Raw genomic sequence first — 14503 nt, forward strand, 5'->3', positions numbered from 1 at the left:
CCTCCACCAGTTCGGGGCTGCTTTCACAGCTTGTAAAGGTGTAGAAACCGTTGACGTTACCATCCAGAGTGACGGTCCAGTCACCCGCCTCGAATTGCGGACTCGCATGGGCTAGTGTCGCTCCGCCCATGGTCAGGGCCGCTGTTGCCGCAATACCCAGCTTATTGTTAATCATTGGAAAACCCTCCTCGGAATAGGCTTGCGGTTGGGGCGACCGGTCTTCGCCCAGGTACCGCCTTGGCTTTTCTATCGTTATCTCCATTCGGCTTAACTGATACGAGAACGCTTCCCCGCGCGCGCGGAGGTTCCGTCTCTCACAGTTGACCGTACCATCGCGCCGACGGGAGACATTGGCCACCAGCCTTTCGGCGATCGATCAACAGCGCTAGATCTAGAGCTTGCTTATCGCCTCACACGCAACAAACGGGGACACCATAGAAATCTCCAGCGGTTTGCCAGAAACACTCTGAAAAATTAGCTCCCAAAAACTGATTCAGAGTGTCTTCCAAGGTCGGAACACATTATCCCCTGTCGTTCCGCGGCGGTGTCGACATGTCTTCTGCGGTGGATGGGCATCCCACTGCATATCGTTTGAGTATAGTCCGCCCCATTTTTTTGTTATTGCGTTGGTGGGGCACAGCGCAGAAAGGAATGACCCTGCGTCATTCGTGAGGCGCCCGAACCTGCCCGAATCAGCCGGGCTGGCGGGCGCCTGACAGGCTGCTAGATCCAGGAGACGCCCAGCTTTACAGGGGGGCGGTAAGGAAGGTGGCGATGCCGGAGTCCCGTGACACCTCCCAATCGTGAGCCGCCAAGCATTACGAACGGAACATGCCACGAGACCTGGTTCACAAACCAAAGCCCTCGACTTTGCTGGGGCGTGCTGACCGTAGGTAGAGTCCACGGTACCGTCAAAGGAAGGGCGAGCTGACAGGGCCGAATTCGGAGCAATCTCAGCTGTGGCCGTTGCGGCGCGCCATGTGTAGTGCAAGTGGCCAGCCACAGTCCGGCCCGCTACGGCGCCCCTGTAGCCGTCCGGGCCTGTAGCGCTGCGCTTGCAGATTCGTCGGTTGGCGCCCGACTGCCGCTGGAGGTGGAGTAGCCGCATTCCCAGGTCAGCCACCGGGGAGACGTCGTGCCGTTGGAAAACTTTCCGCAGCCGTGCGGGGGATCCCTGGTCGGTAGCCTTGGGGTTTGAGGCTCATCAGGGTGGGGAAGCCTATGGCTTTGACTTGCAGGGGAACGCTGCTATTCGTGACCGGACTGACCCCTCAGATCGTCACCGAAACGGTGTTCGCCCTGATGCGTGAGACCGAGCAGCGTGGGGCACCTCAGGTACCCGAGCGCATCGAGGCGATCACCACCAGCGAGGGGCGCCGTCGGCTTGCACTGACGCTCTTCTCCGCCTGCGGAGGGCAGGGATACTTCGAGCGGCTGTGCGCGGACTACGGCATTGACCGCGATGCCGTCACCTTTGATGAGTCCTGCATTCACGTCATTCGGGACAAGTACGGGGTGCCTCTGCCTGACATCACGGATGAGTCGCACAATGCGGCCGCGGCCGACCTCATTAATGAGCGGGTGCGCGCGCTCTGCTGCGAGCCGGCGGCAAGTCTTCACGTCTCACTTGCCGGCGGACGTAAGACCATGGGGTATTACGCCGGCTACGCATTGTCCCTGTATGCACGCCCCGGAGATCGGCTCTCGCACGTGCTGGTCAATCCGCCATTCGAATCCCACCCGGGGTTCTTCTATCCGCCGCCACACCCGAACACTTTGGTCATCTCTGACGGCGGAGATTATGTGTCCACCGCCGATGCCCGGGTGGTGCTCTCGGATATCCCTTTCGTGCGGCTGCGCGAGGGGCTGGACGATACGCTGCTTGAGGGGGACCTGAGCTTCAGTGAGGCGGTCGCGCGCGCGCAACAAATGCTCGAGGAGGCGGAGCTGGTGATCGATCTCTCTGAACGTCGGGTCTGGCTTCAAGGGCACGCCGTATCGCTGCCCAACACCTCCTTCACCTGGCTGGTGTGGTTCGCGCGCCGCGCGCAGCAGGGTCGGCCGCGTGTTGCGTTCGATGAGACCGCAGCCGACGAGTTGATCGAGGTAATCCGGTGGCTGGAGGGAGCCGGTCCGTCGCGTCTCGCCGATGCCGCCGCCTCGGCCCGAGCGGAGCTGGCTGAAATGGGCAAGGCGAACTACTTTGACCGCAGCCGCACGCGGTTGAATGCGGCGCTGGGGGCGCGAAGCGGACTGCACCCGGCGGTGGCAGAGCGCTATCACGTACATGCCCATGGTCAGCGTCCGCGCACGCAGTATGGCCTGCGGCTGCGCCCTGAGCAGATCCACCTCCGCGGTGAACCATGACCCGGAAAGTTTTCGGGCCGACACGTTTGCTCCCCGGGCGGGTAGCCTGCCGACACTGATGGATCAACAGGAGTAGCCGTGGAAACAAGAACGATCACCATCGAGTTCCTCTCTCCCGCGTTTCCGGGGGACGCGCAGCAGAATGCCGCCTGGCGCACCCCGCCCTTCAAGGCGCAGCTGCGGCAGTGGTGGCGGGTGGTCATGGCAGCGCGAGGGCTGACGCTGGCGGACATTCGCCTGCAGGAAGGCCAGCTTTTCGGCGAGGCCGCGGGCAACTCCGGCAGACAGAGCCGGGTGCGGCTCAGGCTGCGTGGACCGCGTGCCTGGAAGCTTGGCACCCTGCGGGAGTGGGTTTCGAAGGACAGTCGGCAGCGCATGGCCAGCGGATCTGGCCGGCGCATGTTCGCCGGTGATGTCTATCTCGGCTACGGGCCGCTTCAGCCCAAGGGCGCCGTCCTCTCGGCGAGTGCCGCGATCGCCTCCGGCGAGAGCGGTGAGCTCAGACTGGCCTGGCCGCGGCAGGAGCCCGGCGCGGATGGCATCGACCCGGCCCTCGGCCTCATGCATCGCCTCGGCACCGTGGGGGGGCGCAGCCGCAATGGCTGGGGCTCGTACGCTCTGGTGGCGGGTGCCCCGACGGTGGACCTCGCCGCCTATCGCGTGGATTGGCGCGAGGCGATCGGCCGGGAATGGGTGCACGGAATCGGCGCCGACGATCGTGGGCTGCTGCTGTGGTGGACACCTGCGGAGGGTAGCTGGGAGGCGTTGGTGGGGCGGCTGGCTCGGCTTCGCGCGGAGCTGTGCTCGGAGGCAGGCCCCTTGCGGCCGCTAATGTCCTATCCCGTCACCAAGCGCTCCCAGCCGGGGTGGGATCAGGCAGCCCGCGTGCCGAACACGCTTCGCTTCAAGGTCGTCCGTGATGGGCACGGCAAGCTCCGGGCGCAGGTCGCGCACCTCCCATGCAGGCCGGAGTGGAGGCTGTGGAAGGAGCTCTCGCCAACGCAGCAGCGCGAATTTACGCACCTGTGGCGGCAGGCACACGAGCTGCTGGATGAGCAACTGGAACGGGTGGCGTCATGAGTGGGCAGGCCATGTCTATGGACGAAGCGCTGGCGCGGGTAAAGCTGCATGCGCGGCTGCATGACCCTGCAGAAAAGGCGCTGGTGCTGCTGCGGGACCCCGCGGGCCACGAGGGTGGAACCACCCGCACCTTGCACGCGGAGCTACTGGGCGACCAGCTGCCTCCTCGGGCGCGAGACCTGGTTAAGCGGGCGGATCGGTGGGCGTCCGCCGCGGATCGGCCGCAGTTTCCGCGCACGGGCAGCGATGGGCGGTACGCGCGCTGGACCCAGGTGAGCTTCGCCGAGCAACCGGTGATCAAACACCCGCTATCCGGTGAGGCGTTGGACCTCCGCGCCCAGGGTGGTCTTAGAGACACGAATCTCGGCACCATGAAGGAGGAGAGCCTGACCCACTTTCGCTCCCTGGTCCACGAGGATGCAGCGGGCGGGGTCGATGTGCAGCGCACGCTGCTTGCCTTCTGGCGGTTCGGCCCCGAGCTGCGGTCCGGCGATGACGGCACCGGACTGGGGGAGCTCTGGCGGCTTCTGCCGGCGGACACCCGCGTTCCGGATCACACCATCTGGGACCATCTCGATCTGGTCTCCGCCTTCGCTGGGGCATTTCACGGCGATGAATCAGGCCGGTGTGCCCTGCTCACCGTCTCCCTCGGCCCGGTGCAGGAGTTCATCGCCGCCGCGCGCTCCACCTCGGATCTGTGGGCAGGCTCCCACCTTCTCGCCCGGCTCTCCTGGGAGGCCATGCGCGTGGTCTGTGAGCGCCTGGGGCCCGATGCCGTTGTGTTTCCGAACCTGCGGGGCATCCCCCAGGTCGACTTGTGGCTGTTGGAGGCAGGCCTGCGTGACGGCCTCTTCGCCGGGGAGGAGTGGCATCAGCGTTTGGCCACGGACGCCAACCCCCTATTCAGTGCCGCGCTGCCCAACCGGTTTCTTGCCGTCGTGCCGGCCGAGATGGCGCAGAGCCTGGCGGGGGCGATAGAGGCGCGGGTGCGCGGCTGGGTGCAGGATGCAGCGGGCAGCGCACTCTCCCGCCTGCTGGAGGTCGCTGAGATCGCCGACGAGCCCGGGTTGTACGCCCGGCACCAGCTCGCGAAGCAGCTCGACGGGTTTCCGGAGGTTCACTGGAGCGTGGTGGAGTACGACGCGCTCACCGGTGCCGGTGGTCCCGGCGAGGAAACGCGGCTCAGTGCGGATCGGCTTGGCGAGGCCCTGCGTGTCTTTCATGGTGCGGATGCCGAACGGCCGGGTTTTCTGGGCAGCGAGGCCTGGAGCGTGCTCCAGCGTCCGGTCGAGGTAACCGAGCCCGAGGCGGGCCAGCCGGCGGAGTTCTACCGGCCCAACCCCGGCGTGCTTTACCCGGCAGTGCACGATCTCGCGGAACGGGCGCTGGCCGCCGCCAAGTCCGCCCGACCCTTTGCGGCGCTCGAGCAGCAGGGGTTTCGCTGCTCCCTGACGGGGGAGGCCGAATGGCTGGCCCACGACCCCGGTCACCTGTCACTTCCACCTGGGAAGCGGGAGGCGGCCGGGACGCTTTGGGCCCGCGTGGCGGAGCGGCGCCCGGCGTGGGCGCGCAAGGGCGAGCACCTCGGTGCCCTGTCGGCCCTCAAGCGGCTCTGGCCAACCTTGTTTTGCGAAGAGATACGGGGAGTTCCTGGCCTTGAGAACGCGCCAGCGCGCTTCGTGGTCTCCACCCACACCATGGCGCTTAGCACCTCGCTCGCGAAGGCGCAGCTTCGTTCCGGGGCGCTGGGCGAGGAGGACCGCAATGCGATTCTCGGCGCGGATCGTGCCGCGCTGCCGTGGCGCCTCGCCGTGCGGCTGCGCGCCAGAGCAGAACAAGACCCGGAGGCCGCGGAGCTGCTTGCCAGGTTGCCGACCTGGCTGGAGCTCGAGCGTGACCGCAACCCGGAAGCGGGACAGCGGGCGCTGTCGGTGACGCAGCGCTTGCTCGAAGGGCGCCCCGAGACCTATTACGCGTTGCTCCTGATGGACGGCGACGCCATGGGTCGCTGGCTGTCAGGGGATCCGGCACTCGTTACGCCGTACGCGGCAGCCTTCCATCCGGCGATTCGCGAGTCCATGTCGGCGCGTTTCTCCGGCAACGAAGCCCTGCAGCAGTATCTGGCAGCACCCCGGGCCGTCTCGCCGGGTCGCCACATTGCCATATCCAGCGCACTCAACGATTTCTCCGGCGTGATCGCCCGTTGGATTGTCGAAGAGCGCCATGCCGGTCGCGTTCTCTACGCAGGAGGCGACGACCTGATGGCCATGCTGCCCACCACCGACCTGCTGAGCGCCATGTGGGAGCTGCGCCATGCCTACTCCGGAACCAAACCTGCGGATGCGTGCGAAGGCGACGAACGCTGGTCGAGCGCCGGTTTCGTCCAGCGCAAGGGACGCATTCACCTCTGCATGGGCTCGCGCGCGACCGCGTCCATGGGGGCCGTGGTGGTCCACCACCAGACGCCGCTCGCCGCGGCACTGCGCGAGCTTCGGGAGGCCGAACAGCGCGCCAAGCAGGAAGCCGGCCGCAACGCCTTTTCCCTGAGCGTGCTCAAACGCTCAGGAGGGGCGCTGCGCTACACCGGGAAGTGGCCGCTGGAGTCCGACAGCGCCCAAGGTGAGGCCGAGATGTCGTGCTTGCGGGAGCTGGCGAATGCAATGGACGCGTCGAAGGGCGCCTCGCGCAGGGCAGCCTACAGTGTCGAGCGCTGGTCCGCCGACTTGCCCGAGCCGGCATCTTTGGGGGGCGTGGATGGCGTCCAGGATTATCTGGAGGCGGTTCTGCACCACCAATTCGAGCGCCATGGTCTCGAAGGCAGGGGTCGACCCATCCACTCGCGGCGCCTGGCGCGTCTGGCCCCGCGCTCCCCGTTGGACGGTTCGCCGCTCGCCACGGCCGGGGAGGTGCGCGAGCGTCTGTTGGGGCTGGTCGGTATCGCAGAGTTTTTCGCCCGGGAGACACGCCGGGAGACATGGAGGTGAGTATGGTCGCGAATGTGTTTATCGAGCCCTTGGACGTCCTCCACCTCCGCGGCAATCGGCTCTTCGGGGAGGGCGACGGCGGGGGCGGGGCCAACATGCCGCCCTGGCCGTCGGTGTTCGCGGGCGCTTTGCGAAGCTGGATGCTGGTGAGCGCGGGGGAGGACCCGGTGGCCTACGGCCGGGGCAATGGCCTGGCGGGCCCGCTGGGCGAGGTGTTGGGAACGCCCGCGGCACCCGGCAGCTTTGCCCTGACCACGGCTACTCTGGCCCGCCTCGGGGAGACTGGCGTTGAGCCGCTATACCCGGCCCCGGCGGATCTCGAGTTCTTTGCCGCGGGCGATTCGGTCAGCGTCTCGCGGCTTGAGCCGAGCAGACTGCCTGCCGGGGTGACGAGCAGTGCGGCCGTGTCCCATCCACCAATCCTGGCTCGCGCGCAGCGCGACAAGCCCCTCGCCGGTTACTGGCTAACCCGCCGGGGCTGGGAGTCCTACCTGCGCGGAGGTCTCCCGCACGTGGAGGATTGCGTCGCCCGCAGCGCCCTGTGGACGCTGGAGCGCCGCCTGGGTATCGCCATGGAGGCCTCCCGGCGCCGCGCGGCCGAAGGCCTGCTCTACACCACGGATGCGATTCACTTGAATCGCCACCCCCGGACCGGGTTCCTGGTAAGCATCGACGGGCTGGACGGCATGGCGATTGCGCAGCGGGGCATGCTGCGGCTCGGCGGCGACGGCCGCAGCGCCAGCGTACACCAGGTCGAGTCGCCACCCCCGGCCAATTTCGATACCGAGCGGCTCGAGCACAGCGGGCGCTTCCGCGTTGTGCTCACGTCCCCGGGCCTGTTTCCGGACGGCTGGAGGTTGCCGGGGTGTGATCGCGACGGCGTCTGGCGGTTCCCCGGCGGGCAGGCACGGCTGGTGTCAGCCGCGGTGCCACGTGCGCAAATGGTGAGCGGTTGGGACATGGCCACTCGGCCGCCAAAGCCGAAGCCGGCGCAACGCGTCGCGCCCACAGGCTCCGTCTATTGGTTCGAGGCCCTGGAGGGCGGCCTTGAAGGCCTTCGCAAACTTGCAGACCAGGGGCTTTGGTCCATCACCGCCGATAATGTGAACCTTGCCCGGCGCGCCGAAGGTTTCAATCGCTTCGTCATCGCCAACGCGTAAAAGGACGATCCAACATGTTCAAGAACAATGCAGCGCTGTTTCTTTACGCCGTCAGCCCGGTCCACATGGGCGCGGGCTCGGCCACCGGCGTCATCGACAGCCCCATCCAGCGGGAGGTCCATACCGGCCACCCCAGCTTCGCAGGCTCCGGCATCAAGGGCGCCGTGCGCCATGGTTTCGAGGCCCTGGGCGGCGATCCGGGGCTCGCCGAGGTGCTCTTCGGCCCCAATCCCGACGCCGAATCGCGCCGCGGCGAGCTCCATTCCGGAGCCGTGAGCTTCGGCGATGCCCAGGTGGTGGCCTTCCCGGTGCGCTCCCGCCGCCAAGGCTACGTGTACGCCACCTGCCCCCTGGCGGTCTCGCGGCTGCAGCGGATGCTGCAGCTCACGGGCGTCGAGACCGGCTGGGCGGTGCCCGCGGTGGAGCGCAATGAATGCCTGGTCACCGAGGGCGGCCGGGATGCGCTGCTTGCAAGTGGGGAGCGGTTGCATCTGGAGGTGTTTGAATACCAGGCCCGAACCGATGCCGGCGTTGAGGCCATCGCCCAGTGGCTGGCAACCCATGCACTTCCCGGCGCAGAGGCCTGCCGGTACTTCCGGGACAAGCTGGTGCGCGATCTGGTGGTGCTTTCCGATTCCGACTTTGGCTACTTCACGAGCAATGCGACGCTGGTTGAGCCGCACGTGCGTATCGATCCGACAACGGGAACGGCTGCGGACACCGGGCTCTTCTACGCGGAAAACCTGCCGCCGGAGTCACTGATGGTGGCGCCGCTCATGGCGTCCGGCGAACTGACCGGGGGCGCCGCACCGATGGACAGTGAGGCGGTCATGCAGCACATGCAAACGGCCCTGCACGACCAGCTCCTGCAGGTAGGCGGCGACGCCACCACCGGCCGTGGCCAGGTGACGACCCGACTGGTGGAGGGGGCGCAATGACCATGACCATGGAGCAGCAGCGCGCGCGAAGCGCCTGGCGCTGCAGCGCGGGCCAGCCGAGCGACTACGCAACCCTTGCCAAAAAGTTGCCCGCGCTCATCATGAACAGTGGCCTGATGCAGACGCTGGCATTCCTTGAGGACAAGAACCAGGGCCATCACCGCGCGCTGTCGAGCCACCTGCGCCGGTGGCTCCAGGAGCGATTTCCCGAGCTCTTTCAGTCTGCGGAGTACGTGGGGTTCATGGAGTCGCTGATGCGCGCGAGGCCGGAGCAGTTCCAGGATGTCACGGCCGAAGCCATGGCCTGGCTGCGGTGGGTGCGACAGCTCGCCCCAACGCGGGCGAACGGGGAGGGCAGCAGATGAGCACGACCGCCACTGCAGTGCGTGCGGCAGTACCCGCCTATCTCGGCAGCGATTTCGCTGACGCGGCGCCGGGCCACCGATTTTACCTCTATCTCGAGGCATGGGATTCGAAGTGGCAGAAGCCAAAGGACAAGCAACCCGCCCTGGAAACCCTGGCACGACTCAACCCCGGCGACCGCCAGCGCATGGAGGCCCTGGCGGCTCGCCAGCAATTCCTCGCGGGCGAGGCCGAGACTCAGGCTCCAGGGTGCGTGTTCAGCCTTCCGGCGTGCAGCGTTGCACCGTTCACAACCGGGCTCGGCATCGAGCACCCGCTGGAGAATGGTTTTGCGTTCCTGGCGCCCTACGGCCTGCCGTACCTGCCGGGCAGCTCTGTCAAGGGGGTTCTGCGGCAGGCGGCCCGCGAGCTCGGTGATGAGGACGGAGGCTTCGAGCGTGCGGATCGGGACTGGACGCGCGGTGACATCCACGCCCTGTTTGGTCACGATGGCGCGACGGATGGGGAGTACGGCAATGCCGGGCGGTCGCGGGGTGCCCTGATATTCTGGGACGTTCTGCCCGTGCTGCCAAAGGATGCCGCCTTGCAGTGGGAGGTCATGACCCCGCATCACGGCCCGTACTACAAGGATGCCTCCGGTGGGACCGCGCCCCATGACAACGGCGCGCCGGTGCCGATTAACTTCCTCACTGTACCCGCCCGGAGCGGGTTCCGGTTTCATGTCCAGTGCGATCAGGCACTGCTGCGCGAGCGCGCGGCCCATCTGCTGGAGGGCGAGGCCTGGCAGGCGGTGTTGCGAGAGCTATTCGTGCACGCCTTTGAATGGCTCGGATTCGGCGCCAAGACGTCCGTGGGCTACGGCGAAATGTCCGTGGACACCGACACGCTGGAGCGCGAACGGGCCGCCCGTGAGGCGCAGCGGCGGGAGGCGGAGAAGCGCTCCAAGCGTGAGGCCATGCCCGCGGGGGAGCGGTTGGCCGCGGAGTTGCTGGAAGGGCGCACGGACGAATCGCAGCCAGTCTATAAGTTCCTGCTCGAGCAGCTGGATGCCGGGTGTGTGCCGGAGGTCAACGCCGCCGATTTTGCCCGGGTGGTCCTGGAATCGTTGGAGCAACGGCGCTCCGAGCTCAAGCGAATCAGCAACAAGAAGAAGCGGCAGAAGCGCCTCGAAGAGCTCGCACACGACGAAGCGCGGCTGCGCGCCATGATGGAGGAGTAACCGCCATGCATACGCTCGTAAGCTTCCTTGGCCGCTCGGAGCGTCCCGCGGACGGATATCGCTGCGTTCGCTATGACTTCCCTGACGGTTTCCAGTCCCAGGCGTCCTTTGTTGGTTACAGCCTGGTACGCAAATTACGCCCTGACCGCCTCGTGATCGTCGGTACCGCCGGCAGCATGTGGGATCAGCTTCTGACCGATGGCGCCGAAGTCCAGGCGCCGGAAGGTGAGGCCGAGGCACTGATGGAAAGCGTTGACGAGGCCCGTACCAGCCAGGCTCAGCTCGATGCGTTGGCACCGCTTCTCGCGTCGGTCCTCGATTGCGATGTGGTTCTAAGGGCCATACCCGAGGCCCTGGATGATCAAGGTCAGACGGCGCTGCTCTCCGCGCTGGTGGAGGCCACGGAGGGGAGCAATCAGTTGTCCCTGGACATCACCCACGGTTACCGGCATCTGCCCATGCTCATGCTGATGGCCGCGCTTTATCTCCGCTCCCTGCGCTCCCACATGGAGGTGCGCGGGATCTGGTACGCCATGCTGCACGCCGCCGAGGGCCGGGCAAGTGTCCAGGACGTGAGCGGGGTCCTGCATTTCGCGGACTGGATCTCCGCCCTGCAGCGCAGCGAGCTCACCGGGGACTACAGCAAGATCGCGACACTGATCGCGGACGACGAGGTCGCGGACGCGCTTCGAAATGGTGGCTTTCTGGAAACGATTCACCGGGCGCAGCAGGCGAGGGGGCTACTGAAAAAGGCACGGGCACGGCTTCAGGAGAGACCCTTGCAGGGTCCAGGCGCCTTGTTTCAGCCGATCCTCGAAAGGGATACCCGCTGGGTCGAGCATCAACGGCTCGACCAGCGTCAGCGTGCTCACGCCATCAGCGCCCTGGAGCGGGGCGACTTTCTACGCTCCGCGCTCTATGGCTACGAGGCATTCGTGACGCGGCTCGTCCACCAGCAGGGCGAGAAGGACGTGAACAAGCAGGAGGTGCGCCAGGATGCCAAGCGCGCGTACGAAGCAAATGGATCGGCGAACCCGGATTGGTGGGCCTACAAGCAGTTGCGAGGCCTGCGCAACGTCTTGGCGCATGGCAATCGCGCCGACACCAAAGAGGTCGAGTCGGCGCTGCAGTCTCCGGATACCATGCGAGCGAAGCTGAGCGGCTGCCTTGATACCCTGCTGCCTGAGGCCGGAAACCCGTGATCCGTGTCATTCCGATGCGGCTGACCTTCGAGCCGGAAAGGGCGGTTTCGCTCCCCGAGTATCCGGGCGCACTGTGGCGCGGAGCCCTTGGTGCACGTCTGCGCCGGGACGCCTGTATCACGCGCGCACCCACCTGCGAAGGCTGCACTGCCCGCCACCGCTGCGCGTATGGGCAGGTCTTCGAGCCAGTCCCGTCCGCAAGAGCCACCGGGCTTGCTGCCGGCTTCAGGGATCTTCCGAGGCCCTATGTCGTCTGCCCATTGCACGGTGGCGGCACATACGGCGCCGGACGACACCTCACGCTCGCCCTGGTCCTCATGGAGGGGGCGTTTGGCTATCTGCACGCGATGCTGCGCGCGGCTCAGAGGTTGTCGCTCCATGATGTCCGGATGCGCGTAGTGGATCGCCGAGTGATACGGCCGGATCAGGCGGCGGCGCCCTCTTGCGATCCGGTGCGTCCAGAGGGCTATCTGATCGAGCCTCCACTGGCGCCTCGTGCAGCACGGGTCGTGCTCGAGCACCCCGTGCGCCTGCGCCGGGATAACCGTACGCTGGATGTCGGTGCATTCCGCCTGGATGCCTTCTGCAGCGCGATCTTACGGCGGGTGTCCAGCCTCCGCGAGGCGACCGGGAAATCCATGCAGGCCGACTTCGCGGGCCTACTCGATCATGTCAGGTCCGGCCTGCGGCTCCATGGCGCCTCACTGACCTGGCAGGAGGCCGAGCGTTACTCGGCCCGTCAAGGGCAGCGAGTTCCACAGGGCGGCCTTGTCGGTACATTCGAGGTGCATGGGGACCTCGCACCGATCTGGCCCTGGCTTTGGACGGGGCAATGGACGCACGTCGGCAAAGGCGCGGTCATGGGGCTGGGGCGCTACAGGGTCGAGCCTCTGAAGTGAGCACCTGGCTTGTAACCCGCCATCCCGGCGCCCTGCAATGGCTGCGCCGTCACGGATACCGCGACGCACGCCACGTATCCCACCTCGACATCGAGCTCGTCGCCAAGGGCGATACCGTCATCGGCACGCTGCCAGTGTGGATGGTCGCGGCTGTGACGCAGCGGGGCGCACGGTACTTTCATCTCACCATTCCGCTGGATGCTGCATGCAGGGGGGCGGAGTTAACCGCGGATGAGCTGGACCGATTGGGGGCGCGGTTGCAACGCTACCTTGTCTGTCTCGCGCCGGAAGACGCGCGTCGCGCCGGCCCCGGAAAACTTTCCGATCGTTAGTACCGCTGCTCTCCCCAGTACCATGCGTGCTGTGTCAAACGCGGGGACGGCGGAATGCGACGAAAGCTCTATCTTGCTGCCTACGATGTCCGCGATCACGCACGCCTGGCCCAGGCGCTTCGTGTGATCAGAGGTTACGCAAGCGGAGGGCAGAAGTCCGCCTACGAGTGCTGGTTGACGCCGGCCGAACGCCGGGCGCTGCAGCGCGAGATGGCGGGGGTGCTGGACCTCGCTGTGGATGCCTTCTCGGTCATTCCACTTGAGCTGCGCCGGCCGCTGGTGACGCTCGGCGCGGCAATCAAACCCGCAGATCCCGACTTTTTCTATTTTGGATAGGTAGCCACTTGGGAACCCTTTACGTTGATCGCCGGGGTACACGTCTTGAGTTCGACCGGGGCGCGCTGGTCATTCGAGAGCCAGAAGGCGCGCCCCGGTCGGTACCGCTCAATCTCGTCGAGCGGCTGGTGGTCGTGGGGGAAGTCCAGCTTAGCAGCAGGCTGCTGACCCGGTTGGCGGATAACGGCAGTGGGGTCGTCCTGATGCCGGGGCGCGGTCATCGCCGTTCGAGCTTTCTCCAGGCCCAGGCGCATGGCGATGTCGCACGCCGGATAGGCCAGTACAGGCTCGCCACCGATCCTGACTTACGGACGCAATGGGCGCGGCGGTTGGTCTGGCTTCGTCTGGCGGGCCAGCGGCGCCTGCTCGGTTCCGCGTTGCGTGTCCGACCCGACCTCCGCAAGCCTCTAACTTCGGCGGTCGGGCAGCTGCACCTGGCAATGCACACAGTCCGAGAGCCGGGAGCGCGACTGTCTTCGTTGCGTGGCCAGGAGGGCGCTGCGAGCGCCGCGTTCTTCCGCGGGTATCGCACGCTGTTCCCGGCAAGCCTTGGTTTTGCGGGGCGCAATCGGCGCCCGCCCCGCGATCCGGTGAACTCGGCCCTGTCTCTGGGCTATACCCTGAACCATGGCGACGCCTTGCGCGCTATTGTCGCGACGGGCCTCGACGCGGGCATCGGCGTCCTGCACGAGCCCGCCTACGGGCGGGACTCCCTTGCGTGTGATCTTGCAGAACTCGCCCGGGTACGCGTCGAGCGCCTGGTCTGGCGCCTGTTCGCGGATCGCGTGCTCGATGCCGGAAGCTTCGCGCAGCGCGATGAGGCGGTGCTATTGAGAAAATCGGCCCGGCACGCGTTCTTCGGTACTTACGAGGGGGCAGCCTTTATGCATCGGCGTTGGCTTGCGCGTATCGCACGCGGGTTGGCACGCGAGTGCAGCTTGATCGCCGGCCCATTCTCACAGGAGGGTGCCGATGTCCAGTGAGCTGCCCAAGACGCTGTATCTCGACACCGCGGTTGCCGACGTGGCCGTCGATGGTCGGGCCTTGCGTGTGGACGTGCCTGGAAAGGCAAGCGAGTTTGTGCCGGTGCGGCGCGTGGGTCGAGCGGTGGTGCGCGGCAGTGAAAGCGGGCTTCTGGATGCCTGCCTCGAGATCGTTGCACGCGGCGGGACAGTTCACTTTGAGTCGGCAGGTGGGAGGATGCTGGCCGTCCTCCAGAACGCCACCCCCGCCAAGACGCGCGAAGCAATGGAGCTCGCCGCGGCCATCGATGCGTCGGACGGCAGTGCGGCTTATGCCTGGTGGCGGGACTCCCAGCGGCGGCATGCGTGGAGCCTGGTTTTCCGGCGCGGCTTCCTCGGCGAGTTCGAGGGGGCCCGCCGGCGATTCATGAAGTACCTCGTGCGGCTCGCCCCGGGTGTGCCCGTCGAGCGCGAATGGGCGTATCTCGAGGGCCGGCTCCTTGCCTGGATTCAGGCGGAAGTCAATCGCCAAGGCCTGGAACCAGCAATTCTAATTATGGCGCTGAAGCCAGGGCCTCTCGGGCGTTGGCGCGCAGGGGATAGAGGAAGATCCGCTTGGGAGCGGCATTGTGGCGACGATGGTCACGGTCCTGTCGGCCAC

The 14503-nt window shown here is 66.5% G+C and carries 13 protein-coding genes; all 13 read left to right on the top strand.

Features of this window, described 5'->3' with window-relative positions:
* The first annotated feature begins 1221 nt into the window (after positions 1 to 1221).
* Complete coding sequence (gene csm6, locus QZT63_RS14020; protein WP_290652114.1) at positions 1222 to 2367, top strand: CRISPR-associated ring nuclease Csm6; 1146 nt, start codon at positions 1222 to 1224, stop codon at positions 2365 to 2367.
* Between the two features lie 78 nt (positions 2368 to 2445).
* Positions 2446 to 3447 (top strand): hypothetical protein, encoded by a 1002-nt coding sequence (locus tag QZT63_RS14025; RefSeq protein ID WP_290652115.1) that lies wholly within the window; start codon positions 2446 to 2448, stop codon positions 3445 to 3447.
* 11 nt (positions 3448 to 3458) lie between these two features.
* Positions 3459 to 6431 carry a type III-B CRISPR-associated protein Cas10/Cmr2 gene (gene cas10 / locus QZT63_RS14030; RefSeq protein ID WP_290652116.1) on the top strand — a complete coding sequence of 991 codons (2973 nt, stop codon included), beginning with the start codon at positions 3459 to 3461 and terminating at the stop codon, positions 6429 to 6431.
* A gap of 2 nt (positions 6432 to 6433) precedes the next feature.
* Positions 6434 to 7591: a type III-B CRISPR module-associated protein Cmr3 gene (locus QZT63_RS14035; protein WP_290652117.1), complete on the top strand. Its 1158-nt coding sequence runs from the start codon at positions 6434 to 6436 to the stop codon at positions 7589 to 7591.
* 14 nt (positions 7592 to 7605) lie between these two features.
* Positions 7606 to 8529 (top strand): type III-B CRISPR module RAMP protein Cmr4, encoded by a 924-nt coding sequence (gene cmr4 / locus QZT63_RS14040; protein ID WP_290652118.1) that lies wholly within the window; start codon positions 7606 to 7608, stop codon positions 8527 to 8529.
* On the top strand, positions 8526 to 8894 hold the full coding sequence (gene cmr5, locus QZT63_RS14045; RefSeq protein ID WP_290652119.1) for a type III-B CRISPR module-associated protein Cmr5: 369 nt from the start codon (positions 8526 to 8528) through the stop codon (positions 8892 to 8894). The genes cmr4 and cmr5 overlap by 4 nt, the downstream gene beginning before the upstream one ends.
* Complete coding sequence (gene cmr6, locus QZT63_RS14050; protein ID WP_290652120.1) at positions 8891 to 10111, top strand: type III-B CRISPR module RAMP protein Cmr6; 1221 nt, start codon at positions 8891 to 8893, stop codon at positions 10109 to 10111. The genes cmr5 and cmr6 overlap by 4 nt, the downstream gene beginning before the upstream one ends.
* Before the next feature lie 5 nt (positions 10112 to 10116).
* On the top strand, positions 10117 to 11313 hold the full coding sequence (gene csx2, locus QZT63_RS14055) for a TIGR02221 family CRISPR-associated protein (protein WP_290652121.1): 1197 nt from the start codon (positions 10117 to 10119) through the stop codon (positions 11311 to 11313).
* The gene (gene cas6, locus QZT63_RS14060) at positions 11310 to 12212 is read left to right on the top strand and encodes a CRISPR system precrRNA processing endoribonuclease RAMP protein Cas6 (protein WP_290652122.1); all 903 of its coding nucleotides are present in this window, start codon (positions 11310 to 11312) and stop codon (positions 12210 to 12212) included. Before csx2 ends, cas6 begins: the two co-directional genes overlap by 4 nt.
* The gene (gene csx16, locus QZT63_RS14065; protein WP_290652123.1) at positions 12209 to 12544 is read left to right on the top strand and encodes a CRISPR-associated protein Csx16; all 336 of its coding nucleotides are present in this window, start codon (positions 12209 to 12211) and stop codon (positions 12542 to 12544) included. Before cas6 ends, csx16 begins: the two co-directional genes overlap by 4 nt.
* A gap of 54 nt (positions 12545 to 12598) precedes the next feature.
* Positions 12599 to 12880, top strand: coding sequence for a CRISPR-associated endonuclease Cas2 (locus QZT63_RS14070; protein ID WP_290652124.1), 282 nt, complete (start codon positions 12599 to 12601; stop codon positions 12878 to 12880).
* Between the two features lie 8 nt (positions 12881 to 12888).
* Entirely contained in the window at positions 12889 to 13863 is a 975-nt protein-coding gene (cas1, locus tag QZT63_RS14075) for a CRISPR-associated endonuclease Cas1 (protein WP_290652125.1), read from the top strand.
* Positions 13853 to 14503: hypothetical protein (locus QZT63_RS14080; RefSeq protein ID WP_290652126.1), on the top strand; the 651-nt coding region annotated here is incomplete at its 3' end. The genes cas1 and QZT63_RS14080, both read left to right, overlap by 11 nt.

Source organism: Aquisalimonas sp. (assembly GCF_007120195.1).
GTDB lineage: Bacteria > Pseudomonadota > Gammaproteobacteria > Nitrococcales > Aquisalimonadaceae > Aquisalimonas.